Source organism: Pyxidicoccus xibeiensis, from assembly GCF_024198175.1.
Lineage (GTDB): Bacteria > Myxococcota > Myxococcia > Myxococcales > Myxococcaceae > Myxococcus > Myxococcus xibeiensis.
Genome location: NZ_JAJVKV010000025.1, coordinates 56,304 through 81,958, shown reverse-complemented (window position 1 = coordinate 81,958; position 25,655 = coordinate 56,304). Strand labels below are relative to the sequence as shown.

The following is a 25,655-nucleotide window of genomic DNA, read 5'->3' as shown; positions in this document are numbered from 1 at the left end:
GGCTCCGGATGAAGCCCTCGCACAGGCCGTGGAATTAGCTTTTCTTGATAAAACGGTCAACGCAGCTTTCACGGCTAAGCCAGTATCAGCTGCGTAGGTGTCAGGAGGGCTACCGCGCCAGCGGCACGGGAGTGGCTTCCACCTTCACCCGGAAGAGCTGGTAGGGCTTCTGCCGCTGGTCCGTCCCGCCGTGGAACTGCACCTGGCGGTGGAGCTGGTTGGCGGTGACGTAGAGGTAGCCGTCCGTGGAGAGGGCCAGGGTGTCGGGCCACCACAGCCGCGGGTCGGTGACGAGGGTGCTGTACTGGCCCGCGGCGTCGCGCACCTGGATGGCGTTGTGCTCCCAGTCAGTGAGGTAGACGCGGCCCTGGGCGTCCGACTCCAGGCCGTCCGAGGCGAACCGCCGCTCCTCCTGCTGGAGCGTCTTCAACACCTCGGCGTCCGGGAGCTTCTCGTCCGCGAGCGCGTCCACGCCGACGCTGTAGAGGGCGCGGCTGGAGAGCGGGCAGTAGAAGAGGCGCGACCCATCCGCGCTGAGGGCGATGCCGTCCGACTGGACGCGGAAGGGCTGGGGCTCCTGGCCCGGCCGGCGAATCATCAGCGGCTGGCCCTCCATGGGGGCCACGAAGTCTGGAGCCGCCTTGACGGACTCGTGGCCGTCGAGCTTGCGCCAGCTCCGGCCGCTGGCGAGGTCCACCACGATGAGCCCGCCGGCCCCCGAGTCGGTGATGAAGGCCAGCCCGTCCTGCCCGCGGCGCAGGTCGAAGCGCACGTCGTTGAGATAGGTGTTCTGACGGACCACCTCGGCCGGGAAGCGGATGACCTTGAAGACCTGATTCGTCGCCAGGTCGAAGCCCACCAGCTTCGGCCACTCCTGGCCCGCGATGGGGCCCAACCTCAGGCTTCCGGTGTCCAGCGCCCAGAGGCGGTTGCGCGGATCCACCACCACGCTCTGGACGGAGAGCAGCTTGTCCGGGCTGCCGGTCGGTGAGTCCGTGTGCAGCTCGGCGCTGGGGTATGGCACCTCCTTGCCGTCCCGGAGCTCCGCGACGGTGAACCGCACCGGGTCCCCCCAGCGCGGGTAGTTGACGAAGATGCGGCCCTCCCGCGAGACGGTGACGCCGGTGGGCATGGGCCCGTGAAAGGCATGCACCTCCTCCAGCGTCGCGGGCTTCACCGCGGGGGTGGCCTCACCCGGAGACTGCCCCGGCGTTTCCTGGTTCCTGCTGGTGCGGCACCCCGACAGGCCCAGCAGCAGCACGGCACAGCACGTCGACAGCTTGCGCATCTCGTCCTCCACGAAAGGGGCCTTGCGGCGTGCGGCCGTAGCTACACGCGACGAAGGGAACGGACACGGTGGATGCGCGAAGGGCGTCGCCTGGCGGACAGGCCCCCGCTGCGACGCGCCCCCCCGGTCTCGAGACCGACAACCCGGGGCCGGCCCGCGGCGGCGCGGCTCAGGGCCCCTGCTTCAGGTACTCGCGGATGCGGGCGGGGCGCGTGTGGATGAACTCGAGCGTGTCGCGCACGGCCTGGTCGAAGTCGCTGTTGGACGTCTCCTTGCGGGGATCCGCGTAGACCCCGTCGGCGAGCTGGCTCCGGGTGCGCTGGACGCGGGCCTCCAGCCCGGCCTCCTCGAAGACCCGGGTCACCTCCTCCAGGCGCGCCGCGAAGGCGGCCTGGCAGTCCGCTTCCTCCAGGCAGCGCTTTGCCAGCAGCCCTGACACCGCCCACGGACTGCGCAGCCCCGAGCGCGAGCCCTCGCGGTGGCCGAAGGTCTGGTCAATCCCTCCCGGCAGCAGCGTCCAGCGCCCCGTCGCGGGGTCCTGATACACGCGGTAGTTGTTGATGTTCTCGAACAGGTATCCATCCCAGTGCGACAGGAGGCTGTCGGCCGCCCACGTCGTGAGGAACCTGTCGTAGTCGAAGAACGCCTTCACCTCGGGATAGAAGCCTCCCCTGGGCAGCGCGTGGAGGCGCTGCGTGAGCTCGCGCAGCGGCGCGAAGGCGTCGGCCTCCCCACCTCCAGGCTCTCCACAGTCCCCGCCATCCAGCTTGCGCTCGAGGCAGAAGCCCTGGGCGCTCTCTCCCGCCGCGGGGACGTTCCCGGGCAGCAGGTCACACCAGTAGGAGCCCTCGTAGAGCACGCCGTCCTTGTCCTCGAACCAGCGCCAGAGGAAGCGCCGGTCGTACGTCTCGACATGGGTGTAGAGGCCCCAGGGCTTGCCGTTGACGAACAGCTTCACCGTGGCCGAGCGGGGCGCCGGTACTCCCAGCGCGCGGTAGAGCGGATAGCCCAGGCGCTCGTTCATGAAGCTCGGGTCCTGGATGTTGCTGTTGAACGTGAGCTTCTTGCGGCCGAGCAGCTCCCTCGAGGCCGGGCAGACGGCAACCTCCGGGTCATCCCACTCCAGGTCCACCTTGAAGGAGGCCTTGCCCTCGAGCGTCCGGGCCGAGCCGCAGCCGCCCTTCACCTGGAGGCCCACCCCTTCGAAGACCTGGTCCCGGAAGCGGAGCGTGGCCCGGTAGGACTGGCGATCATGCGGCACACAGTCGGGCGGGACGGCCTCCGCGTTGATGGCGTCCCAGGACTCAGGGGGGATTTCGAGGTGGAACTCGAGGAGCTTCGTCTCGTCGAACAGCTCCCCGGAGGCATCGTCGGTCCGGAAGAAGCGCGGCTCGCTCCACTCGCCCCAGATGTCGTTGCACCCGGACCGCACGAGGCCATGACGCACCCGCACCGCGTACCGCTTGCGCTCGTCGAGCCGGGCCCCCGCGACGTCGAAGCGCCCATCCGCCAGACGCACCTCGCCCAGCTTCCCCGGCTCATCCACCGCGGCGGACCAGACGCGTGTGCCCAGCCCGCCCTTGCTCTTCACCGACCAGAGCTCGAATTCGGCGCGGGCCGAGGCCTTCCCCACCGCGCCCGGGGCGCTCGTCGTCCGCATGACGAGCGCCTCGATGGGGGTCAGCGCATCGGCGGTGGGGCTGTCGAGCTGGGGCCCAGGAGGCGCGGCGAGTGCCGGGCAGGGCTCCTCGGGCGTGCCCGGCCCGGTGGGCTGCGAGGGCGGCGGCGGAGGCGGACCCGGCTCGACCGGGGGCGGCGGCGTGTCGACGGGCCCCGGCTCCTCGGGTGACTGCGGTGAACACGCGACGAGCACCGCGATGACGACCGCCCACGCCCCTGCCCCTCTGGAATTCACGGGCGGAAGGTGGGTCGCCCCTCCCCCCAGGGCAATGCGGGAGGAGCGAGGGAGGAGGCGAGCCCCGGGCCGCTCGCGAAGAATTGTTCAGTATCGCAGTGCCTGGCGTGGACATGAGTCCGGGCATGACCGCGCCCATTGGCTACCGCGGACCGTCGCCACGGGTTAGACCAGGGCCGCATCCCCACCCCGGAGCCCCTCCATGGCGATTTCCATGTCCTCGGCCAGCGTGCCGATTTTCGTGACGATGCTCGGCAACCTCTCGAAGTGCCTCGGCAAGGCCCGGGCGCACGCGGAGACGAAGAAGTTCGACCCCAACGTGCTGGTGACGGCGCGGCTCGCGCCCGACATGCTGCCCTTCAAGAACCAGGTGCAGATTGCCTGTGACACGGCCAAGTTCTGCGCGGCGCGCCTCGCCGGGGTGGACGCGCCCGCCTTCGAGGACACCGAGGCGTCGCTGCCCGAGCTCGAGGAGCGCATCGCGAAGACCCTGGCCTTCCTGGAGTCGGTGCCCCACGCCAAGCTGGACGGCACCGAGGAGAAGCAGATCAGCGTCCCGAGGCGCGGGAAGGACCCGATGCTCTTCACTGGCGAGCAGTACCTGAAGCACTTCGCCCTGCCGAACTTCTTCTTCCACGTGACGACCGCGTACGCGCTGCTGCGCCACAACGGCGTGGACCTGGGCAAGGCGGACTTCCTCGGCGGGCGGTGAGCCGCCACCGAGGGACGCGCGCCCCGGCTATGCGGCAAGGGCGTACACCGGCCCCACACTGCGGGTACGCGCCGCCGACGCCGACCGGGCCCGTGTCACCCTGCTGAGCGAGGCTGGGAAAGAACCGGCGTCCTGAACGTTGAATGGACACCGGAGAACGCTGAAACTGGAGCGGGGCAGGCGAACGACCCTGCCTTGACCCCTTTTCCAGGGATGTGAGCAGAATGCCCCCACTCCCAGGAGTCGAACACCATGGCGGATGAGCGCGAAGATACGACGATCTACAAGGTCGTCGTGAACCACGAAGAGCAGTACTCCATCTGGCCGGCGGACCGCGAGAACGCGCTCGGCTGGAAGGACGCGGGCAAGCAGGGCCCCAAGGCCGAGTGCCTCGAGTACATCAAGCAGGTCTGGACGGACATGCGTCCGCTGAGCCTGCGCAAGAAGATGGAAGAGCAGTCGCAGCTGAAGAACTGAGGTCCCGGCTCCACGCCCCCCAGAGGCCCCGGCTGCTGGCCAGGGTCCGGGGGGCGTGTCTCCGAGCCGTCCCGCGAGGCGGGTCCGGTCACTCCATGTGAATCACCTTGAACTCCCTCTCCCCGCGAGCGAGGAGAGGGTGGGCCGGCCTCTGGCTAGAGGTCGGGCGGTGGGCGGACGCCCAGGTGGCACGCACGCAACGCCAACTGCGTGCGGTTTTCGGCCCCCAGCTTCCTGTAGAGCTGGGTGACGTGCGACTTGACGGTGCGCTCGGCAATCTGCAGGTGCGCGGCGATCTTCAGGTTGTCCGCGCCTCCCGCCACGTACGCGAGCACTTCCCGCTCGCGCTGCGTGAGCGCCAACAGCACGCTCGCCGTGGGCGACGTCACCGGTGGGTGCTCGAAGTCGTTCCTCAGCAACTGCACCGGGAACAACCGCTCGCCCCGCACCAGCGACTGGATGGCGGACGCCACGGCGGTGGTGCCGAGGCCTGCCCTGAAGAGGTAGCCGGAGGCGCCCTCGTCGAAGCATTGCGAGATGATTTCCGGCGCGCTCACCGCGGAGAGCAACAGCATCCTCACCTCGAGCCGACGCTTGCGCGCCTCTCTCAGGAGGTTGATGCCCTCCGTGACGGAGCAGCCGACAGCCGCCTCGCTGTCACCTTCCACGTCCATCACCGCCACCTGCGGCGGATCAGTGCCCAGACCATCGAGGAAGAGCCGCACATCCCTCGTCACCGAGGAGATCTGCACGCCTTCCCCGCGGAGACCCTCAGCAAGGCCCTGCCAGGCCGCCCACGGTCCCTCGAGAATAGATACACGAATCGCTGCTTGATTGGTTGCCATGCGAAGGCCCCCCAGCCGCCATGGCGAAAACTTCTGGGACTACCTGTTGACCACAGCCGACTCCGATACTCCGGGTCAGCGGGCTGAACTGCATCGAGCTGGAACGGGCAAGTCCGCTGAACCACTTCGGGGTCGGCCTACCGATGTAAGACTCGACTCCTGACTGCTTTCGACTTTCGACTACGACTGACGTCCTTTGGGGCCGCACCTCCATACGGCCCACTTCTGGTTCGGCAGAACGAAACCCTATCACCGGGAAAGCGCAGACGCGAACCAGCCCCGGCGGGAGTGTCAATTGTGCATGAATCAGAGCGCGATCCAGGGGGTTCAGACGTCGGTTCGTCATCGCTGTCACGAGGAAGACAGGGTGAGCCGTCCACAATCCGATAACGCCGCCCTTGAGTACACCCGGCGCTGTCCGGCGCGTGACACGCACACGGGCCACGAAATCCTCGCAAATCCAGCTGAGACGGCCGCCAGACAGGCCGCCGTGGCCCGGGCGGCGGCGTGTATGCTGGGGTGACCGTATGAGCACCGCTACCACTCCGCACCTCGACGTCGCCACGCCCGAGCGCGTGGCCCTCACGCTGCCCGTGGCCGGCATCGGCTACCGGTGCCTCGCGTGGCTCGTGGACGCGGCCCTGCTGTTCTTCTTCTGGATTGTGGCCTACTTCGTCTTCACGCTGCTGGTGTCCGACGTGCTGGGCGTGCTCAGGGAGCTGTCGGGGCTGGCGCAGACGCTGCTCGTGGTGGGGCTGTTCGCCACCCAGTGGCTGTACTGGACGCTGGCCGAGGTCTTCTTCCATGGACAGACAGCCGGCAAGCGGCTGCTGGGCATCCGCGTGGTGCGCATGGATGGCTCACCGGTGGGCCTGTACGAGAGCGCGGTGCGCAACCTCTGCCGCGCGGTGGACTTCCTGCCCGCCGCGTACGCCACCGGCTGCATCTCCATGCTGCTGTCGCGCCAGCACCGGCGGCTGGGCGACCTGCTGGCGGGCACGCTGCTGGTGCGCGAGGAGCGCATCGACCTGGACAAGTACACCGCGGCGCCGGCTTCCGGCGTCATGGGCAGCAGCGCGGTGCCGGCGGGCGCGTCCACCCGGGCGCTGACGCCCGAGGAGGTGGAGCTGGTGCTGGCCTTCCTGACGCGCGCGCCCGGCCTGGCGCCGGAGGTGCGGCAGCGGCTGGGAGCGCGGCTGGTGGACCGGGTGGGAGGCCTGTCCGGGGAGGCGCGCGCCACGGTGCTCGCCACGCCGGAGCGCACCGAGTCCTTCCTGCGCGAGCGCGCCCGGGCCGGGGTCTGACATGGCCACGCCCCTGCCCGCCTTCGTCTCCCGGCGCCGCGCGGACTGGGACGCGCTCCAGGGCCTGCTGGGGCGCCAGCGTGCCGGCGCGCTGAAGCTGGAGGAGCTGCGCACGCTGGACACGCTGTATCGCCGCGCCTCCGCGGACCTGGCGCATACCCAGACATTCTATCCGGGCACGGACGCGCACCGCTTCCTCAACCAGCTGTGCGGCCAGGCCTACGCCGCCATCTACCAGCCCCCGCGCGAGCGCTGGCCCGCGGTGCGAGCCTTCTTCCGGCGCGAGTTCCCCCTCACCCTGCGCCGCGAGCTGCGCTTCGTGGGCGCCAGCGCCGCGCTGTTCTGCCTGGGGCTGCTGCTGGGCGCGGCGGTGGTGCTGTGGGAGCCGAGGGGCGCGGAGCTGCTGGTGCCGGAGGGCGTGCGTCAGTACGTGGCCCAGGGCCGCATGTGGACGGACGACATCCTCTCGGTGGCGCCGCCCAACTCGGTGGCGTCCAGCATCGCCACCAACAACCTCACCGTCACCATCGCCACGTTCGCCCTGGGCATGCTGTTCGGCCTGGGCACGCTGTACATGCTGGTGAACAACGGCGTGCACATCGGCGCGGTGACCGCGCACTGCGTGCGCGAGGGCATGGGGCCGGGCCTCTTCGACTTCACCGCCGCACACGGCCCGGTGGAGCTGTCCATCATCGTCATCGCCGGGGGCGCGGGCCTCATGGTGGGCCAGGCGCTCATCGACCCGGGAGAGCTGCCCCGGGGGCAGGCGCTGGCGCTGCGGGGCCGCGAGGCGGTGAAGCTGGTGCTCGGCTGCGCGCCCTTCCTCGCCCTCATCGGCGTGGTGGAGGGCTACGTCTCCCCGGGAAGCCTCTTCCCCACCTGGGTGAAGGCGGGGCTGGGGCTGTCGCTGGGGGCCGTCTTCTGGCTCTACCTGCTGCGGGCCGGCAGGACGGACGCAGCGCTCACCGGGGCGCTGCCCGCGGACAGCGCCTCCTGACGCTTGCGCTGCCGGTGACGGAGGATGCGCTCGTAGGCCGCGTTCAGCTCGCGCATCTTCTCCGCCGAGCCGCCGCGGTCCGGGTGCCGCTCCATCGCCAGCTCGTGGTAGCGCGCGCGGACCGTCTCCGCCGAGTCCAGCGGCGACACGCCCAGCAGCCGGTACGGGTCCTGGTCCTCCAGCGCGGACAGCCAGCGGTCCAGCCGGTCCTTCACCTCGATGAAGGCCTCGTCCTGCGCCGCCGTGTCCTTCACCGGGTGCGTGCGCACCTTCGCGTCCGCACGGAAGACCTCCGAGTACGTGCTGGACACCCAGCGATGGCACCCGGAGCACCGGAAGTACTTCACCCGATGGCCCGCCTGCAGCGTCATCCGGATGCCGCAGTGGGTGCACTCGACATCCACGTTCTCCAGCGTCTGCCAGTTCGCGACCGCCGCGCTCATCAGCCCTTGCTCCCTCTTGCAACACGCCTGTAGCGCCGCCAAGGTCCCACGATCGGAGATCGCGTCAAGATTTTCTCTGACCCACCCCCTGCCCGGTGCCGCCGGGGACCTCCCGGCCGGGGGATTTCGGGGTAGAACGAGGCCCATGCGTCCCCTGCTCCTCCCTGGACTGCTGCTCGCCGGCGTCGTGCACGCCCAGGCTCCGGCCGCTCCGGCCCGCCCCGCTCCCCGGCCCGGCCCGGCCCGCAAGCAGCCCGCCCGCGCCACCCCGGCCCCCGCGCCCACTCAGGAGTCGGCGGCGGCCCCCACCGCGCCGCCCCTGCCCACCGGGGCCCCGGGCACCGCGGAGGCCCCCGGCGCCGCCGGCGAGGACACCGCCCTGCTGCGCGCCCTGCTGTGGGCCGTGAAGCCGGCGCCGGAGGAGATTCGCGCCATCGCCATCGAGGACGTGGGGCTGCTGGGCGACGCGCGCGCCCTGGACATGCTGGCCGCGCTCATGTGGGACCCCAACCCGCGCATCCAGCAGGCCGCCCTGCGCGCGGTGGCGCTCTTCCAGCACCCGCGCGCGGAGGAGATTCTCGGCAACGTCGTGCGCCACCCGCGCATGCCGGACGCGCTGAAGATTCAAGCGCTCAACGGCCTCATCTTCCAGCGCACCGCCACCGCGCAGCGCACCGTGCGGGACGCGGCCACGGACTCGCGCCTCACCGCCGGGGTGCAGAATGCCGCGCGCACCGTCGCCACGCAGTGGGAGCCCACGCCCGCGCCCCGCTGACGGGCCCGTGACGCCTGCCCGCCTGCCCTCCCGCCGGGCAGGCGCGTGTGCACCACCCGACGCCGCGGGGCCCCGGTCCTCCCGGGTGGTTTCCTGGAGAAGTCACTGCCCTGCGGTAGACTGCGGGGCCATGAAGATCACCCCGCTCGACATCCGGCAGAAGCGGTTCGAAACGGCCCTGCGCGGCTTCTCCCGCCGCGAGGTGGAGGCCCACCTCGAGCTGATCGCCACCGAGTTCGAGGAAGTGGTCCGGGAGAACATCGCGCTCAAGGAGGAGCTGAAGCGCACGCAGCTCAAGCTCGAGCAGCACCAGGAGCGGGAGCGCACCCTCCAGGAGACGATGGTCACCGCCCAGCGCATCAGCGAGGACCTCAAGTCCGCCGCCAAGAAGGAGGCGGAGATCATCATCGCGGACGCCGAGCACCAGGCGGAGAAGATCGTCCACGGCGCCCACCAGCGGCTGGTGCAGGTGGTGGAGGACATCAACGAGCTGAAGCGCCAGCGCACCCAGTTCGAGTCCCAGGTGCGCTCGGTGCTGGACGCGCACCAGAAGCTGCTGGAGACGTTCAAGGGCCCGTCCTTCGCGGACCGCGACTACGCGCGCGTCGAGGACAACGTGGCCTACCTCTCCCAGAAGAAGGCCAACCTCGGCGAATAGCCCATGGCCGCGCCCTGGCTGAAGGCCACCCCCGAAGGCGTGGAGCTGGCCCTCCTCATCCAGCCGCGCGCCTCGCGCACCCGCGTGGTGGGAGAGCATGACGGCCTGCTGAAGCTCCAGCTCGCCGCGCCTCCCGTCGACGGCGAGGCCAATGCCGCCCTCCTGGAGTTCCTCGCGAAGCAGCTCGGCGTCCCCCGCCGGCAGGTGAGCCTCGCCGCCGGTGACGCATCGCGCCGCAAGCGCGTGACGGTGGTGGGGGTTGATGCGGCGCGGGTCGAGGCTGTTATGACTGGGGGAACGTGAGGCCGCCGCGCATGCGCCACCTGCTTGTCCTGCTCCCGTTGCTGCTGGCCGTCCCCCACGCCCGGGCCCAGGAGCCTGGGGGCGCGCATGGCTCCCATGCGCGTGAGCACGTGGTGAACGACGCCGCGCTGGTGCCCCACGGCCGCCCGCAGCGGGTGACGGGAGAGCTGACCACGAAGCGCTTCCGCATCCTCCACACCGCGGCGGCCACGGTGGCGGCGCGGGAGCTGGCGGGACAGATTGAGTCCGTCCGCGACGGCTTCGGGAGCATCCTCGGGCGCGACTGGCCGGGCATCACGGAGATCCGCCTGGGCGTGGGGCGCGAGGAGTTCGAGTCGCTGGCGCTGCCCGGAGGCAGGCCTCCCGGCTGGGCGGTGGCGCTGGCCTACCCCGCGCATCAAATCATCCTCCTGGACGCGCTGAGCCTCCACGCGCCGGACGGGCAGCAGACGCTCCGGCACGAGCTGGCGCACGTGGCGCTGGGGCAGCTGGCGAAGGAGTGGCCCCGCTGGTTCCAGGAGGGCGTCGCGCAGAACGTCACCGGCGAGCGCTACTCCCTCACCCACTACTCGGCCCTCTTCCGCGCGGTGACTCAGGAGCGCGTCTTCCACTTCGAGGACCTGCACGACGACTGGCCGGACCACCCGGCGGACGTGGAGATTGCCTACGCGCAGAGCGCCGCCTTCGTCGCGCACCTGTCCGCGAAGTTCGGTCCCCAGGCCATGGGCGAGCTGGTGGACGCCGTGGGCCGCGACGAGCCCTTCGAGCAGGCCTTCGGCAAGGCCTTCCACACCTCGCTGCTGGTGGAGGAGACGGACTGGCGCGGCGGGCTGGCCGCGCGCTACGGGTGGCTGCCGCTCACCACCAGCTCCGCGCTGCTGTGGCTGGCCGCGTCCGGCCTGTGCGTGGCGGCCTTCCTGCGCCGCCGCCACCAGAAGGCCGCGCGCCTGGCGGAGATGTCCGCGCAGGACGCCGCGGAGGATGCCGCGCTGCGCCTGCTGGCCGCCCAGACGCCGGTGCTCCCGGGCGTGCTCCCCGGCCCCCCGGCCCCCGCGCCCGAGCCGGCCTGGTCCGAGTGGTCCGGCAACGTGCCGCCCGGCGAGCCCGACTCCACGGAGCCCCTGGACGCCCACGAGGCCCAGGGCGCCGCCGAGACGCCCATCTCCCGGGAGGAGGAAGTCCCCCCGGACGTGTCGGATGAGCCGCGGGAGGAGGCCGCCCCGCGCGCCCGTCCTCCCAAGCCCACCCTGCACTGAGGCCGGCGCGTCCCCACCGGAACGCCCTGTCCTTCCGGACACCCCTACAGCCAGGGCCCTGAAGATTCTACCTGCTTGCAGCCTCTCTGCTTGCCCGGGGGTGCGCGCCAAGCGGTTGATTTCCCTCGGAATGGGTGCCCCCGAGCCGTTGGCAGACGCCTTGCTATGGCCTCTGCTCGCGATGCGGAAGGCACTGGACATGAACGAGCGGGGACGTAAGGCGGGAGTGCTGGCTCGGTTCTTCCGCCAGCAGCCGGACCGCATCGCGGCGCTGTGGCGCCGGATGAGGCTGGCCACGACGGAGGGCAAGGCCTCGCCGGCGATGCTCGGCCAGCTGGACGCGCTGGTGGAGCCGTTCATCCGCGAGGTGGGCCGGACGCTGGAGGGCGAGGAGACGAGCCCCTGGAGCCGCACGCGGGCGGTGCTGCGCCTGTCGCCGGAGCGCGGCGCGCGCGCCCTCTATGACGAATTCGCGGCGCTTCGGCGCTGCCTGGTGGATGCCGCGGAGGTGTTGGGCGGCGGGGATTGGGAGCGCGAGCGCATCAATCGCGCGGTGGATGAAGCGGTCGACTCCGCGGTGGCACTGCTGCAGCGGCTGAAGAACACGCACGCGGATGGGCCGCGGGTGCCCTTCGGCGGGCTGGTGGTGGAGTACTTCGAGCGGCCGTCGAGGGTGAGGCGGGCAACGCCAGACGCGAAGGACGGACGTCCGGCGATGCACTGAGGGTTTGGGACGGGTTGGCCGACTCGTCCGGCTTGACGCTCCTCACAGGGAGGGTCCGAGGCCGGCGGGAGGAAGCGTGCCGTGGGTGGGGGCCCATTGGCGCGCTCATGGGGAGGCGTGCTCCTACTGGGGAGTGGTGAGCGCGCATCGCGAGCTGCTGGCAAGACGCGTGGATGGGGGTCCATGCGACTCGCCGGTCGGACGGGTTCGGCGCATTTGTCGTGGTTGGGGCAGTGGGGCAGCAGTGGGGAGCAGGGACGCGGGAGGGGCGCCTACGGGGGTGGGCGCTCCTCCCGCACTTGCTTTGCGGGCTAGTGCGCGTCCGACCAGCTGCGCCCGGCGCCCACGTCCACCTTGAGGGGCACCTTGAGGCTCGCCACCGAGGACATGCCCTTCATGGCCAGGGCCTTCACCCGCTCCACCTCGGCGTCGGGCGCCTCGAAGAGCAGTTCGTCGTGCACCTGGAGGAGCATCACGGTGCGCAGCCCCTCCTTCCGCAGCTCCGCGTCCACCGCGAGCATGGCCATCTTGATGAGGTCCGCGGCGGTGCCCTGAATCGGCATGTTGATGGCGGCGCGCTCGGCGGCCTGGGCCACGCCCCGGTTCTTGGAGAGCAGGTCCGGCATGTAGCGGCGGCGCCCGTAGAGCGTCTCCACGTAGCCCGTCTTCCGGGCCTTCTCCACCGTCTCCAGCAGGTAGTTCCGGATGCCCGCGTAGCGGATGAAGTAGCGCTCGATGATGTCGCGCGCCTCCTCCTGGGGGATGCCCAGCCGCGCCGCCAGGCCGTGGGGTGACAGGCCGTAGGCGATGCCGAAGTTCACCATCTTCGCCCGCCGGCGCTGCTCGCGGTCCACCTGCTCCGGGGGCACGCCAAAGACTTCCGCCGCGGTGCGGGTGTGGATGTCCTGGTCGTTGAGGAAGGCGTCGATGAGGACCGGGTCCTCCGCGATGTGGGCCAGCAGCCGCAGCTCCACCTGGCTGTAGTCCGCGGACACCAGCTGGTGCCCTTCCGCCGCCACGAAGGCCCGGCGGATTTCACGGCCCAGCTCGGTGCGCACGGGGATGTTCTGGAGGTTGGGGTCCGTGGAGGACAGGCGGCCGGTGGCGGTGGCGGCCTGGTGGTAGGTGGTGTGGATGCGCCCGTCCGCGGCCACCAGCGTGGGCAGCGTGTCCAGGTAGGTGCTCTTCAGCTTGGACAGGCTGCGGTACTCGATGATGGCGGCGGGCAGCGGGTGCTCCTCGGACAGCTTCTCCAGCACCTCCTGGTCCGCGGACGGGCCCGTCTTGCCCTTCTTGATGATGGGCAGCTTCAGGTCCGTGAAGAGCACCTCCACCAGCTGCGGGTTGGAGCCGATGTTGAACTCGCGGCCCGCGTGCTTGTAGACCTCCTTCACCTGCGCCTCGACGGCGGCGTCCACCTTCACGGAGATGCGGGCCAGCTCGACGGTGTCCAGCTTCACGCCCCGCTGCTCCATGCGCGCGAGGATGGGCAAGAGCGGCAGCTCCAGCTTCTGCGCCAGCTCCGCCAGCTGCACCGCCTCCAGCTCCTTCCACAGCTCGGGCGCCAGCCGCCGCGCCGCCTCCGCGCGGATGGCGAAGCCGGGGGCCAGCTCCTCCACCGTGTGGTCCGCCAGCGCCTTGTCCTTCTTGCCCCGCCTGCCCTCCGCCGCCGCTGGCAGCACGGGCAGCTCCGTCGCCAGCCGCTCGCGCGCCAGGTCCGCCAGCGCGTGCTCGCGCCGGGACGGGTTGAGCAGGTAGCTGAGCAGCTCCACGTCGTCGTGCGCGCCGCGCAGGGAGATGCCGTCGTTGGCCAGCACCAGGGTGAGGGCCTTCAGGTCGTGCCCGCCCTTCTTCACCGCCGCGTCCTCCAGCACGGCCTTGAAGGCCGCGGTGAAGACGTCCGGCTTCACCTGGGTGACGCCGAGCACGTCATGGCGCAGCGGCACGTAGTACGTGCTCGCGTCCGGCAGGGCCACGCCCAGGCCCACCAGCTTCGCGGCGAAGGGCAGCCCCTCGTACGCGGGCACCAGCGAGACGGAGCCCGCCGCGCGCACGGCGTCCGCCAGCGTCTTCAGCTCCGCCTCCGTGCCGGGCACCTGGTGCGAGGAGGCCAGCGGCGCGGGCTTCTCCTTCGGCTCCGCCTGCGGCAGCCCCTGCTGCGGCAGGTCCTTGAGGAGCGCGTAGAACTCCAGCTCGGTGAACAGCTCCCGGGCGCGCGCCGCGTCCACCTCCCGGCGGGCGAGGTCCGCCATCTTCACGTCCAGCGGCAGGTCCGTCTTGAACGTCACCAGCTGCTTGGCGCGCGTGAGGCTCTCGCGGTGGGCGCCGATGGCCTCGCGAATCTTCGGCTTCTTCACCTCGTCCAGCCGGGACAGCAGCGTCTCCACGTCGCCGAACTGCTGGATGAGCTCCGTGGCCGTCTTGGGGCCGATGCCGGGCACCTTGGGGACGTTGTCCACCGCGTCGCCGATGAGGGCCAGGTAGTCGCGCATCTGCCGGGGTTCGATGCCCAGCTTCGCCTTCACCTCGTCCGGCCCGGTGTGCGTGTCCTTCATCGGGTCGAACAGGCGCACGTCCGGCTCGACAATCTGGACGAAGTCCTTGTCGCCGGTGACGACGCGGACGCAGAAGCCCTCCGCCTTCGCCTTCACCGCCAGCGTGCCGATGACGTCGTCCGCCTCCCAGCCGGCCGCCTCGAGCAGGGGCAGGTTGAGCGCCTCCACCACCCGGCGGATGAGCGCGAACTGCGGCACCAAATCTTCCGGCGGGCCCTCGCGGTTGGCCTTGTAGTTGGGGTCTATCTTCTGCCGCTCCGTGCGGCTCTCCTTGTCGAAGGCGAGCGCCACGTGCGTGGGGGCCAGGTCTCTCAGGGCCTTGAGCACCATGCGGGTGAAGCCCAGCACGGCGTTGGTGGGCACGCCCTTGCTCGTGGTGAGGGGCGGAATCGCGTGGTAGGCGCGGAAGATGAAGCCGGACGCGTCGATGAGGACCAGGGTGGGCGCGGAGCGCGAGGGGCTGGTGTCGGCCATGCCCCCGTGCCTAGCGCGCCCGTCCGCCCCTGTCCACGCCGCGCATCAGGGGCAGCTCCACTCCTTCTTCTTCTCCACCACCAGCTCCTCCACCCCGTCGCCCTTGACGGCGTAGTCCATCGCCGCCGCCAGGTCGGGACAGCCGCCCGAGCCCTTGAAGGTCGCCAGCGCCAGGCTGGAGCAGAAGGCCGCCGCCTTGTTGAGGTCCGGGTTGCCCGCGTAGAAGGCGAAGCCCAGCTTCCACACCTTGCAGGCGCGGCGCTTGTCCTGGCGGTCCGCCCACGCCTTGCCGCGCTGGTAGGACTTGTCCGCCATGTCCTGGAGGATGTTGCGCCGGTAGAAGGACGGCTTGGACTCCGCCAGCTCCTGCATCAGCTGCTTGTCCAGGTCCAGCGCCTCGCGGAAGGGCTCGGCGGCCTTCTCCGGGTCGTCGGCCGCCAGGTAGCTCTGCCCGCCCTTGAAGAGCTGATCCACGGTGGACATGGTCTTCAGCAGCTCGTCCGCCTGCGCGTGGAACTGCGCGGCCTCGTAGTTGCGGCGCAGCGCCTGGAGGGTGGCCAGCGCCTCGCTGCCGCGGCCGGTCCAGTAGTCCATCACCGCCGCCTGCAGCAGCTTGTTGGTGTAGCGCTTCTTCACCGCCGCATCGACGATGGAGCGCGGGTCGGTGGGCTGGTCGTCGTACTCGAGCACGTCCGAGGCCGGGCACGTCCACGGCGCCGCGTTGGGGTCCAGCCGCTGCCGGGCCATGAGGAACTTCACGAAGAGCGAGTCCTTGGGCCGCCACTCGTTGCGGCGCAGGCGGCCCTCCAGCTTCAGCGTGTAGCCCAGGGGCGGCTGCAGGCTCTCCCGCGACTGGCTCTGGCACCACACCGCCATGTACACCTGGCAGCGCGGCACCGCGGCGCTCCACTGCGAGTTGCGCAGGTACAGCCGGCAGTCCTCCTGCGCCCGCTTCGTCACCTGCTCGGCCGCCTCGCGCGCCTTGCCCCGGGCGCGGCGGAAGTACTCGCTCTCCTTCTGGATCTTCCGGAAGGACTCCAGGGCCTCCTCCGGCTTGAGGCGCTGCAGCAGCTTCTCGCCCGCCGAGTAGTGCTCGTAGGACTCCTTCTCCAGCTTGATGCGCCGGATGAGGGTGTTGGCCTCCGGGTGGATGGGGTCCAGGTCCAGCGCCTTGGTGCAGACCTCCTCGGCGCGGGCCCAGTTGGGCGCCCCCAGCTCGCTGGAGGCGTAGGAGCGGCACTCGCTGAGCAGCTCCTGCACCTGCTCCGTCGGGTCGACCGGCGCCGCGGGGCCCGTGTCCACGTCCGCCGCGCCTCCGCCCGGGAGCGCCACCTTCACCACCGCCGCCACCACCAGCAGCGCCATCACGCCACCGGCCGCCACCAGCAGCTTCTTGCGGCCCGGCGGCGCGGCATCCTCTTCCGCGGCAGCAGCGGCCGCGCCACCCGCGCCCCGCCGCGTGGGGATGGGGCCCGAGCCGCGCCGCGTCGGCACCGCCAGCGCGGCCTCCTCCATGTCGAAGGACATCTCCACCACGCCGAACTGGAGCTGGTCGCCCGGCTCCAGCGGCACCGGCTCGGGCCCCAGCGGCTCCCCGTTGAGGAGCGTGCCGTTGGCGCTGCCCAGGTCCTTCACCGTCACGCCGGACGGGCCCGCCTCCAGCTCCGCGTGCCGGCGGCTGACCGAGTCGTCCTCCAGCATCACCGCCGCCGGAGGCTGCCGCCCCACGATGACCTTGCCCCGGAGGGGATACGTCCGCCCCGCCCACGGCCCCACCAGCCCGCGAAGCATGGGCCCCGTGCTGCCCCCGCCCCCGGCCGCCCCACCCGGGCGCGAGGGCGCCGCGGGCCGCGCGGGCCGCTTCGGCGCGCCCGGGCCCGCCGGGGACTTCGACTTGATGCTGGGCAGCGCACGGGTGGCGCGGGCCCCCGCCCCCTCCGAGCCCACCGCCACGTCCTCGGCCGGAGGCGCGGACTTCGCCGCCTTGCGCGCCCCACTCCCCCGGGACGGCGCCTCCGCCTTGAGGCTCAGCGTGTAGTCGCCCAGCACGACCTCCGACTTCGAGGTGAGCGGCGTGGGCTCGGCGATGCGCTCGCCATCCACGAAGGTGCCGTTGGCACTGCCGAGGTCCTCGATGAAGACGGTGCCGCCTTCGTCGAAGACCCTCGCGTGCGTGCGCGACACGCCCCCTTCCGTGAGGAGGATGTCGCAGCCCTGCTGGCGGCCGAGCTTCAGCTCACCAGCGACTTCGTGTTCGTTCTCCGTGCCGTCGGGGAGACGGACGACGAGGGTGGCCATGGCGCGTCAGTCCTCCCGGAAGATGCTCATGTTGACGGGGATGCCCTTGCGCTGAAGCTCGTCGTAGAACTTTGGCACGAACCCGGAGGCCACGAAGCGGCCACGCACCTTGTGGTCCTCCGTGAAGCCGTCCTGCTTGTAATAGAAGATGTCCTGGAGGGTGACGATGTCCACCTCCATGCCCGACACCTCCGTCACGTAGCAGATCTTCCGCGTACCGTCGGAGAAGCGCGTCTGCTGGACGATCATGTGCACCGCGCTGGCGATCTGCTCGCGGATGGCCTTCACCGGCAGCTCCATGCCGGACATCAGCACCATCGTCTCCAGCCGGGCAATGGCGTCGCGCGGGGTGTTGGCGTGCAGCGTGGTGAGCGAGCCGTCGTGGCCCGTGTTCATCGCCTGCAGCATGTCCAGCGTCTCGCCCGAGCGGCACTCGCCCACGACGATGCGGTCGGGCCGCATGCGCAGGCAGTTCTTCACCAGGTCGCGGATGCTGATGGCGCCCTTGCCTTCCAGGTTGGGAGGCCGGCTCTCCAGCTGCACCCAGTGGTCCTGCGGCAGCTGCAGCTCCGCCGCGTCTTCCACGGTGATGATGCGCTCGTCGTCCGGGATGAAGGAGCTGATGATGTTGAGCGTCGTCGTCTTCCCGGAGCCCGTGCCGCCGGAGATGACGATGTTGCGCCGCGCCTTCACGCACATCTCCAGGAACTCGGCCATCTGCGCCGTCAGGGTCTTGTACTTGACCAGGTCCTGGATCTTCAGCGAGTCCTTCTTGAACTTGCGGATGGTGATGCAGGGGCCCTTGAGCGCCAGCGGGGGGATGATGGCGTTGACGCGGCTGCCGTCCTTGAGGCGCGCGTCCACCAGCGGGCTGGACTCGTCGATGCGCCGGCCGATGGGCGCGACAATCCGCTCGATGACGCCGAGCACCGCCTGGTTGGAGGAGAAGGTCTTCTCCGCCAGCGTCAGCTTGCCCTTGCGCTCGATGTAGATCTGGTTGGCGTGGTTCACCATGATCTCGCTGATCTCATCCGACGCGAGGAACGCCTCCAGGGGCCCCAGGCCCAGCGCCTCGTTGATGACGTCGGTGAGCAGCTCCTCCCGGTCCACGTCCTCCGGGAGCTCTCCGTCCGCCTCCATCTGGTCGATGATGTCGCGGATGGCCTTCTCGGTGCGCCGCCACAGCTCGTCGTCCCCGAGCCGGTCCATGTCCATGCGACGCAGGTCGAGGTACTCGATGAGCCGGTCGTGGATCTCCTTCTGGAGGCGCGTGTAGCGCTCCTGGCGGGGGTCCACCTTCTTCTTGTTCTTGGCCAGGGCGGAGGCCATGGACGCCGGCATGCGGCCGGCCGCGGGCGCCGCGGGAGGCGGGGGTGCCTCCTCCTCGTATGGCTCCTCCTCCTCGTACTGCTCTTCTTCCGGGTAGGGCTCCTCCCCCCCGTCGTCGTAGGCCTCCTCCTGCTGGCCTGCGCGCGTCATCGCCGGCCCCTCCTCGAGGGGCTCGACGTTGATGATGTAGTCGCCGATGTAGACCTGGTCAGACGGTTTGAGGACCTGAGGCGCGGCAATCTTCTTGCCGTTCACGAAGGTGCCGTTCGTGGACTTCATGTCCACGATGATGCACTTCCCGTCCTTGGCGACGATTCGCGAGTGGTACTTGGAGACGTTTCCCTTCGCGAGGATGATGTCGTTGCCGGGCAGGCGGCCGATCGTGATCTCGTTCTTGTGGTACTCGCGCTGCTCGGTCCCGCCGCCCTTTTCCGCGAGGGTGATGAGAAACATGGTGGGGGCGGATGCTAGCAAGCGCCCATTCGTCCTCAAAGCGCCAGCCGCCGAAGCATGCCTGCCCGCAAGGCGACGGGCCGGCAACCCACCCCTGGAAGGGGGAGGCGGCCGGCCCGCGGACCCGGGCCCCAGGGCCCGAAAGGAGCGCCCGGGGGCGCCCTGCTTCAGTCGAAGATGTTGAAGTTCACCTCGGACCGGGCCTGCTTGTAGCGGCTCTTCACGTCCTCGATGATGGTCCGGACCTTGTCCGAGTCCGGGTTGACGATGCGCGGGGTCACGAAGATGACCAGCTCGCGCTTGGTCGAGTCGAACCCGCGGCTCTTGAAGAGCTCGCCGACGATGGGGATGTGGCCCAGGCCCGGAATCTTGGACACGGACTTCTGCTCGTCGTGGCTGAAGACGCCGGACAGGACGATGGTCTCTCCGTGGCGCACGGTGACGTTGGTCTTCACCTTGCGCGTCCGGAAGCCGGGGATGGCGGACGAGCCACCGAAGGACACCGACACGGAGGTGTCGATTTCCGAGGCCTCGGCCTCGATTTCCGTCTGGATGTTGCCGTTGCGGTCCGCGGTGGGGCGCAGGTTCAGGATGACGCCGTACTTCTTGTACTCCACCGTGAACTGGTTGTTGGTGATGAGGGGGATGGGCACCTCGCCGCCCGCCAGGAACTCCGCCTTCTCACCGCTGGCGCACACCAGCTTGGGCTGGGCCAGCAGGCGGCCGTAGCCGTCGTTGCCCTGGAAGCCGATGGAGAAGTCCGCGCCCGCCGTCAGGCCCAGGTTCGCCGCGCCCTCGCCGAAGGTGCCGGGGAACAGCTGCTGGGTGATGGCCGCCGCCGCGGACGCCGAGCCGGTGATGTCCGTGGGGTAGCGGATGCCGTAGCGGTCCCGGCTGTTGCGGCGGATCTCCACGAACTGGACCTCGGAGAGGATCATCCGCTTGATGCCGACGACGAGCAGGTTCTCCACCTTCTCGCCGATGGCCTTGGTGATGAGCTCCGCCTTCTGGAGGTCCTGCTGGCTCTCCACGGAGCCCTCCAGGAAGATGGTGGCGCCCACGACGTTGGCCTGGACGTTCTTCAGGCCGGCCTTCTGGAAGGCCGCGTTGAGGTTCTGCGCCACCAGCTTCTTGGCGTTGGGGGCAATCTTCACGAACGACTTCACGTTCGGGTAGAGGCCCACCACCTCGTTGATGCGGTCCGCGTCCTGCGTGGTGTAGGCCTGACCGTCCAGGTAGATGCGGTCACCCACCATGCGGACGGAGACGCCTTCAATCTCCCCGAGCAGACGCTTGATTTCCGAGATGACCTCGTTGGGGTCCTGCTTGCGGACCGCGACGATGTAGCTGACGCGCTGGCCTGACGTCTTCCACACGAGGAGCGTCGTCTTGCCCTCGGCGAGGCCGGTGATGAGCAGCTGGTTGGAGCCCAGCGTCGTCGCCGAGGCGATGACGGGGTCGCCGAGGGCGACGCGGCTCATGCCGGGGATGCTGAGCACCTTCTGGGAGCCCACGCCGAGGCTGACCGTGTTGCCCTCCTGCGCGAGGGCGCTACCGCTGGCCACCAGTGCGACCAGGGCGCCCAGCGCCGCGGCGTGCGTGAAGCGAGTGAACATCGTACGTATCCCTTCCGAAGTCCGAGCTAACTCATGCTGCCGTGCTGCCACCACAGCGCCCAGAAGGTTCCGAGCGCGATGGCCACCCCGTAGGGGATGTGGCGCCGGGCCTCTGGCTGCGCGTCCGCCCGCGCCAGATGCACCCGCGCCGCCCAACGTCTTGTCGCCGCCGCCAGTGTGTCCCACACCGCGCCCTGCCAGAGCAGCGTCACCACGGCCTGGAGCGCACCCACCAGAGAGATGAACGCCGCGGCCGCCAGCACCGCCGGAAACCCCATGACGGCGCCCACTCCGCCCATCAGCTTCACGTCCCCCCACCCCATCCGCCCCCGGAACGCCGCTGGCAACAGCAGCGCCGCCAGGCCCGCCCCCGACACCAGCCCGCTGACGAGGCCGGTCTCCAAATCTCCGACGCCCTCCGTGGCCAGGCGCACGCCCAGCGCCACCGCCATCAGCGGGTAGGTGACCACGTCCAGGATCTCCCGGCGCATAACGTCCGTCACCACCGAGATCACCAGGGCTACTCCAAGGACCGTCCACAGCGCGATCTGAACAGGCGTCATCTACGCCTGTCCCATCCGTGGCAGGCGTCCGGTATCAAACCAGGGACGCCCCGAGCCCGTCAATTGTCGAACACCCGGAAGCCCCCAGGGACGGGGCCGGATGGGGCCGGACGGCGCGCGCTAGCTGACGACGAGGCGGATCTTCTCGCTGCAGATGAAGTACTCGTCCCCGTCTTCGATCTTCCGGCGCTTGATGCGCTGCTTGTTGTACCAGGTGCCGTTGGACGAGCCGAGGTCCTCGATGATCCAGTCATTCCCCTCGTGGACGATGACGGCGTGCTCGCGGGACACCTTGCCGGAGTTGATGACGAAGTCGCAGTGCTTGCCACGGCCGATGACGAAGCGCTCCTTGATGATGCGCTCCTGGTCACCCGACTCGGTGACGAGGTACAGGGCGCCGGCCTCTTCCTCCTCGGCGACCTCGTCCGCGGCCTCCTCCTCCTCCTCGGGCTCGGCCTGCTCCTCGTCCTCCATCGCCGGTTCCTCGGCGTCGGGCAGCGGCTCCTCCTCCTCGTCGACCATGTCGTCGTTGGGAGGAGGCGGCTCGTTCTTGCCCTTGATGAGGCGCTCGAGCTCCGCGGCCGTCTCCAGGACGCGCTCGGCGACCTCGCGGCGCACCGGGTCGTTGTCCAGGCCGTTGGCGGAGGCGCGGTCCTCGTTGGCGGGAGCGGCGCCCCGGCCGCCGCCGCGGACCGGCTGCGGCGTGGGGTCGGGCTTGGGGGCGGGCGCGGGCGCCAGCACCGGGGGCGCCGCCGCACGGGCCGGCGCGGGCGCGGCGGCGACAGGCGCCGGACGCGACGCGGCGGCAGGGGCCACGGCCACGGGCCCCTCGGAGCGGGCCTTCACCTCGATGAAGCCGTTGAGGCGCGCGAACATGAAGAGCGCCTGGTTGATCAGCGCATCGCGATCCGAGCCCATCTGCTGGGCCATCTCTTCGTACGCCTCCCACAGGTGGTCGGCGATGCCGACCTTGCGGGCGGGGCGGGAGTTCTGATCGATCATCGGTCTTGACTCGCGTGATTCAGGATGTCCCCGAAGATAACAGAGCCCCCCGGGCGAGCCCAATTACTCGAAGGGCGTCAGGGGGAGGGAGTTGGACACATTGTCCACCACGCCCTCCAGGCTCACCTGGAGGATGCCATCCGCCGACGGGTAGGCGATGTAGGCTCTGAGGGTCTGGCCGCCTGCCTGGGAGGCAGCCACGGCGCCAGGCAGGGTGTAGAGCCCCAGGCCGGCGTTCGGGTCCTCGACGTCCAGGTCGAAGATGTAGTTGCGGATGCCGGACGACACGGTGACCACGTACCGGTCCCCCCGCACCAGCTCACGGGCCACGGACGTGACGCGCATCAGCAGCGGCGGAGGCGGCTGGGGGAACTTGGAGACGTCGCTGAAGCCGATGGGGTGGTAGAAGTATTCGGTGGCGATGGCGTACGCCGTGACCAGCACGTCGCGGGAGAGGAAGCCGCCCCCCGCGTCCTGCAGGACGAAGGGCTGGTCCCCCCCGGCCCGCACGGTGAAGGAGCCCAGACCGGCGCACTCCTCGGGAATCTGCTCGGTGTCACCCAGCGTGAACCGCACGCGCGTGGTGCCCGGCACCGGCGTCACGGCCGCCACCGTGAGGGCCGTGGCGCACTCGGCGTCCGCGCTGTCCAGGATGATGAGGTCCCCTGCCCGGGCCAGGGTGGCCGCGGACGCCTCGGCCTCGAACAGCCGGGGGTCTTCCGGGCTGCGGGCCAGGCCGACCAGCCCCTGGAGCGCGCCCTGGTAGACGAAGCGGAACACCCCGCTGGAGACGGAGCCCTCGTAGAGGACCGTGGACTGCAGCGACGGGTCCTGGGTCACCTCCACCAGGTTCGCCGTCTGCTGCGCGAGCAGGGCCTCGTTCCGGTTGCGCAGCTCCACCGTGGCGGTGGGCGTGGCGCTGGACAGGTCGAACTGCCGCAGGTCGCTGGCGGAGAACAGGGTGATGTCGCCGTTGGAGGACGGCATCAGGCCCAGCAGCGGGACGAGGGCCGGCGGCGGAGTCCCCTCGTCGAGCCGGAACTGCAGGCGGGCGTCGGGGATGAGGGCCAGCCCGGTGGGCAGCCCCCCGGACGCGAAGATGGGCAGCATGGGGGCGCCGCCGGCGTCGAGGGCCCGCTCCGCGCGAGTCGGCGTGGTCGTATCCACGGCCACCACGCCGGAGCACTCCCGCCCGCCGCCGCAGGCGGCCTCGTCCCGGATGCCGAAGACGTACCGGTTGGCGGGAACGATGCTGTCATCGGGGAAGCGCACACGCGGGTGGGTGGCCAGCTGGCGCACGGGCACGTTGCCAAAGCCCGGCGACATGTCCACGGTGGGCGCGGTCGGCTGGAGGCAGCTCGCGAGCGGCCCCGCGTCGGTGACGAGGAGCGTCCGTCCGGAGCGGCCGGAGGACTGGCGCGTGGCCACCACCAGCTCACCGGCGCCCTTCAGCACCACCATCGCCTGGACGGACTCGCCCGGCTGAAGGCAGAACACCGGCGCCGCCGGCGGCACGGCCGTGCCGGCCTCCAGCGCCTCGGGGCCGGGCAGCTCCTGGCGCATCACCCTCGCGCCCCCGGTGTCCGCCTCGAAGGCGCCGTCGGGGTCCTGGATGGCGTAGTACAGCGTGCTGGTGGCGCTCCCGCCCGGCGTGGGCGCACGCGCGGCGAAGGCGGTGACGAGGCTGCCGGTCTCCAGCGGCTCGGTGACCTGCACCAGCCGCTGGCGGTCCGCGGCCACCACGGAGATCTTCGAGGAGCCGGAGCTGCGTGCGTACACGTACGGACCGGGCACGTCCGCGCCCGCGTCGTCATAGCCCACGTCACGCGTCAGCGCGTCCGGGCGCTCCAGCACCGGGATGGACAGCGCCTCCAGCGGGTTGGGCGCGGGGATGAACTGCATGGGGTTCGCGGACAGGTCCAGCACCCGGAGCTCGTCCCGGTCCGACGAGGTGACGAAGACCAGGTCGTTGACGAGCGTCAGGTCATACGTGCCGGACAGGCCGGCGACGCCGGTGCGCACCTCCGTGTCCGAGCAGGCGCCGGACACAGCGGCGCAGGTAAGGAGGGCGGCGAGGGTGCCACGGGGGGCGAGTGCGCTGCGCTTCAAGGGGAGGTCTCCTGGCACACGCTGGTGCCCTGGCGCGGGTCGCGCAGCTGCTGGGCGCCGAGCCGTGCCACCAGCCGCGCGTTCTGCGGCCGCTCGAGGTCGGGAATGTCGATGACGGCGACACGGCCGTCACCGAAGGTGCTGGCGAAGAGGCGGGCGGCGTTGCCCCGCACGTCCGCCGTCAGGCCGAAGGGCTGGCTGGGCTGGTTCGGGTCATTCACGCCCACCGGGACCTGCGCGACGAGCTGGCCCACCTCCTCGTCGAAGATGGACACGGCCTCGTCGCCGCTGCCCGTCACCGCCACCAGGTTGCCACGGCCCGCGGCCCGGCGGATGACCTCCAGCTCGCTGGCGCCCTCTGGCAGGGGCAGCGCGGAGACGATGCGGACGCTCGGCGCGTCCCCGGCCCCGGGCGCCGTGCCGCCCGCGTTCACCACGTCCAGGACCAGCAGCGTGTCCGGCCCGCGCGCCAGCAGGTAGAGGCGCTCGTCCACGACGGTGAAGGGCGCGGCGGGGTTCTGCGGGTTCGCCACCTCGCGGATGGCGGACGGCACCACCGCGACGCCGCGCGCCTCGCGCACGAAGTACTCCAACTCGAGGTTCGTCTCCAGGACGACCTCGGGCGCCCTCCGGTCCACCAGCCGCAGGATGAAGCGCGCGGCCCGGGCGCCCAGCTGGGCGGAGGAGGAGTTGCGGCCGGAGGCGTAGATGTACCGGCTGCCGATGGCCGTGGCGTGCGCGACGCCGGCCAGCCGGGACTCGGAGCCCAGCGCCACGAAGTTGCCCGTGCCCAGCGCGTCCCGGCTGGGGTTCGAGGCCGGGAGCGAGACGAGGTAGGACTGGAACTCGGCCTCGTCGGCCGACTCCGCGGGGCCGACCAGCTCCGAGTGCGTCACCCAGAGGGAGGCCTCGGGGTCGTTCCGGTCCACGCTGATGCCCTGGGGGCCCGGGGCCGAGGGAAACCCGTCGGCCGCGCCCGGGACGTCGAGCAGGGACAGGGCGTTGGTGCGGCAGTCACGCGCACCGCCCTGCACGCAGCTCAGGCTGGTGCCGTCCGTGCCCACGTCGATGGCGTGCAGGAAGCTGCCCTCCGCCCGCGAGGCGACGAACAGGCGCGGCGTGCGGCCTGGCGGACTCCAGAGCGCCATCTCGCCCGCGAAGCTCTCTATCTGCACGAACGACGTCGAGCCGATGCCCAGGTTCTCGATGGAGGGCACCACCCGGTCCGGGGAGTCCGGCTCGGTGAAGGCCTCACCGAAGGGACGCACGCCCAGCGCGTCCAGGTCCAGCGCCATCACGGAGCCGGAGTCGTAGCACTTGTCGAAGTTGGCGCTCGCCACGTACAGGTAGCCGTTGGTGGACGGGCCACTCTCGGGACGCCAGAAGGCGAGGCCACTCGGGTAGACGAGGCGGGTGGACGGCGGAGGCCGCTGCTCGGGGTCGGTATCGCACGACACGAGCAGCAGCGCGGCGGTGAGAAGGTAGGCGCGCATCAGAGGGGGGCGGAGTGTAGGAAGGGGCCTCCCCCCGGGCAACCGGAAAGGGGAACCACAATTCCC

21 protein-coding genes are annotated in these 25,655 nt (G+C 70.6%); 9 read left to right on the top strand and 12 right to left on the bottom strand.

Annotated elements, in window-relative coordinates; translation table 11 throughout:
* Positions 1 to 109: 109 nt before the first annotated feature.
* Both LXT23_RS47400 and LXT23_RS47395 read right to left on the bottom strand, forming a co-directional pair.
* On the bottom strand, positions 110 to 1,288 hold the full coding sequence (locus LXT23_RS47400; protein ID WP_253987160.1) for a major royal jelly family protein: 1,179 nt from the start codon (positions 1,286 to 1,288) through the stop codon (positions 110 to 112).
* Between the two features lie 169 nt (positions 1,289 to 1,457).
* Positions 1,458 to 3,203 (bottom strand): CotH kinase family protein, encoded by a 1,746-nt coding sequence (locus tag LXT23_RS47395; RefSeq protein WP_253987159.1) that lies wholly within the window; start codon positions 3,201 to 3,203, stop codon positions 1,458 to 1,460.
* A gap of 202 nt (positions 3,204 to 3,405) precedes the next feature.
* On the opposite strand from LXT23_RS47395, the gene LXT23_RS47390 reads away from it, so the two are divergent.
* Both LXT23_RS47390 and LXT23_RS47385 read left to right on the top strand, forming a co-directional pair.
* A complete protein-coding gene (locus tag LXT23_RS47390) occupies positions 3,406 to 3,915 on the top strand; it encodes a DUF1993 domain-containing protein (protein ID WP_253987158.1) in 510 nt (169 codons plus the stop codon).
* A gap of 252 nt (positions 3,916 to 4,167) precedes the next feature.
* Positions 4,168 to 4,392, top strand: coding sequence for an MbtH family protein (locus LXT23_RS47385; protein ID WP_253987157.1), 225 nt, complete (start codon positions 4,168 to 4,170; stop codon positions 4,390 to 4,392).
* 155 nt (positions 4,393 to 4,547) lie between these two features.
* On the opposite strand, the gene fruA is transcribed toward LXT23_RS47385, so the two are convergent.
* Positions 4,548 to 5,237, bottom strand: a complete 690-nt coding sequence (fruA, locus tag LXT23_RS47380) for a response regulator transcription factor FruA (RefSeq protein WP_253987156.1) — start codon at positions 5,235 to 5,237, stop codon at positions 4,548 to 4,550.
* Positions 5,238 to 5,764: 527 nt separating this feature from the next.
* Here fruA and LXT23_RS47375 point away from each other — a divergent pair.
* Positions 5,765 to 6,541, top strand: coding sequence for an RDD family protein (locus tag LXT23_RS47375; protein ID WP_253987155.1), 777 nt, complete (start codon positions 5,765 to 5,767; stop codon positions 6,539 to 6,541).
* A 1-nt stretch (position 6,542) separates the two neighbouring features.
* A complete protein-coding gene (locus LXT23_RS47370; protein WP_253987154.1) occupies positions 6,543 to 7,538 on the top strand; it encodes a stage II sporulation protein M in 996 nt (331 codons plus the stop codon).
* Here LXT23_RS47370 and LXT23_RS47365 read toward each other — a convergent pair.
* Entirely contained in the window at positions 7,469 to 7,981 is a 513-nt protein-coding gene (locus tag LXT23_RS47365) for a J domain-containing protein (RefSeq protein WP_253987153.1), read from the bottom strand. The two genes, LXT23_RS47370 and LXT23_RS47365, sit on opposite strands and share 70 nt — an antisense overlap.
* 145 nt (positions 7,982 to 8,126) lie before the next feature.
* On the opposite strand from LXT23_RS47365, the gene LXT23_RS47360 reads away from it, so the two are divergent.
* The 5 genes from LXT23_RS47360 to LXT23_RS47340 all read left to right on the top strand — a co-directional run bounded on the left by LXT23_RS47360 (position 8,127) and on the right by LXT23_RS47340 (position 11,697).
* Positions 8,127 to 8,756: a HEAT repeat domain-containing protein gene (locus LXT23_RS47360; RefSeq protein WP_253987152.1), complete on the top strand. Its 630-nt coding sequence runs from the start codon at positions 8,127 to 8,129 to the stop codon at positions 8,754 to 8,756.
* Between the two features lie 130 nt (positions 8,757 to 8,886).
* Positions 8,887 to 9,414 (top strand): DivIVA domain-containing protein, encoded by a 528-nt coding sequence (locus LXT23_RS47355; protein WP_253987151.1) that lies wholly within the window; start codon positions 8,887 to 8,889, stop codon positions 9,412 to 9,414.
* 3 nt (positions 9,415 to 9,417) lie between these two features.
* Positions 9,418 to 9,717 (top strand): DUF167 domain-containing protein, encoded by a 300-nt coding sequence (locus LXT23_RS47350; protein WP_253987150.1) that lies wholly within the window; start codon positions 9,418 to 9,420, stop codon positions 9,715 to 9,717.
* A gap of 11 nt (positions 9,718 to 9,728) precedes the next feature.
* The gene (locus LXT23_RS47345) at positions 9,729 to 10,973 is read left to right on the top strand and encodes a peptidase MA family metallohydrolase (protein WP_253987149.1); all 1,245 of its coding nucleotides are present in this window, start codon (positions 9,729 to 9,731) and stop codon (positions 10,971 to 10,973) included.
* A 181-nt stretch (positions 10,974 to 11,154) separates the two neighbouring features.
* Positions 11,155 to 11,697: a hypothetical protein gene (locus LXT23_RS47340; RefSeq protein WP_253987148.1), complete on the top strand. Its 543-nt coding sequence runs from the start codon at positions 11,155 to 11,157 to the stop codon at positions 11,695 to 11,697.
* Between the two features lie 311 nt (positions 11,698 to 12,008).
* Here the strand turns inward: LXT23_RS47340 and polA are convergent, their stop codons facing one another.
* From polA to LXT23_RS47300, 8 genes are all read right to left on the bottom strand, one after another.
* Positions 12,009 to 14,726, bottom strand: coding sequence for a DNA polymerase I (gene polA, locus LXT23_RS47335; protein ID WP_253987147.1), 2,718 nt, complete (start codon positions 14,724 to 14,726; stop codon positions 12,009 to 12,011).
* A 45-nt stretch (positions 14,727 to 14,771) separates the two neighbouring features.
* On the bottom strand, positions 14,772 to 17,024 hold the full coding sequence (locus LXT23_RS47330) for an FHA domain-containing protein (RefSeq protein ID WP_253987146.1): 2,253 nt from the start codon (positions 17,022 to 17,024) through the stop codon (positions 14,772 to 14,774).
* Positions 17,025 to 17,030: 6 nt separating this feature from the next.
* The gene (locus LXT23_RS47325) at positions 17,031 to 18,806 is read right to left on the bottom strand and encodes an ATPase, T2SS/T4P/T4SS family (RefSeq protein ID WP_253987145.1); all 1,776 of its coding nucleotides are present in this window, start codon (positions 18,804 to 18,806) and stop codon (positions 17,031 to 17,033) included.
* Between the two features lie 167 nt (positions 18,807 to 18,973).
* The gene (locus LXT23_RS47320) at positions 18,974 to 20,422 is read right to left on the bottom strand and encodes a type II and III secretion system protein family protein (protein ID WP_253987144.1); all 1,449 of its coding nucleotides are present in this window, start codon (positions 20,420 to 20,422) and stop codon (positions 18,974 to 18,976) included.
* Between the two features lie 26 nt (positions 20,423 to 20,448).
* A complete protein-coding gene (locus tag LXT23_RS47315; RefSeq protein ID WP_253987143.1) occupies positions 20,449 to 20,985 on the bottom strand; it encodes an A24 family peptidase in 537 nt (178 codons plus the stop codon).
* Between the two features lie 120 nt (positions 20,986 to 21,105).
* Entirely contained in the window at positions 21,106 to 21,987 is an 882-nt protein-coding gene (locus LXT23_RS47310; protein ID WP_253987142.1) for an FHA domain-containing protein, read from the bottom strand.
* Positions 21,988 to 22,050: 63 nt separating this feature from the next.
* Positions 22,051 to 24,096 (bottom strand): hypothetical protein, encoded by a 2,046-nt coding sequence (locus tag LXT23_RS47305; protein ID WP_253987141.1) that lies wholly within the window; start codon positions 24,094 to 24,096, stop codon positions 22,051 to 22,053.
* Positions 24,093 to 25,589 carry a YncE family protein gene (locus LXT23_RS47300; protein ID WP_253987140.1) on the bottom strand — a complete coding sequence of 499 codons (1,497 nt, stop codon included), beginning with the start codon at positions 25,587 to 25,589 and terminating at the stop codon, positions 24,093 to 24,095. Before LXT23_RS47300 ends, LXT23_RS47305 begins: the two co-directional genes overlap by 4 nt.
* Positions 25,590 to 25,655: the final 66 nt, after the last annotated feature.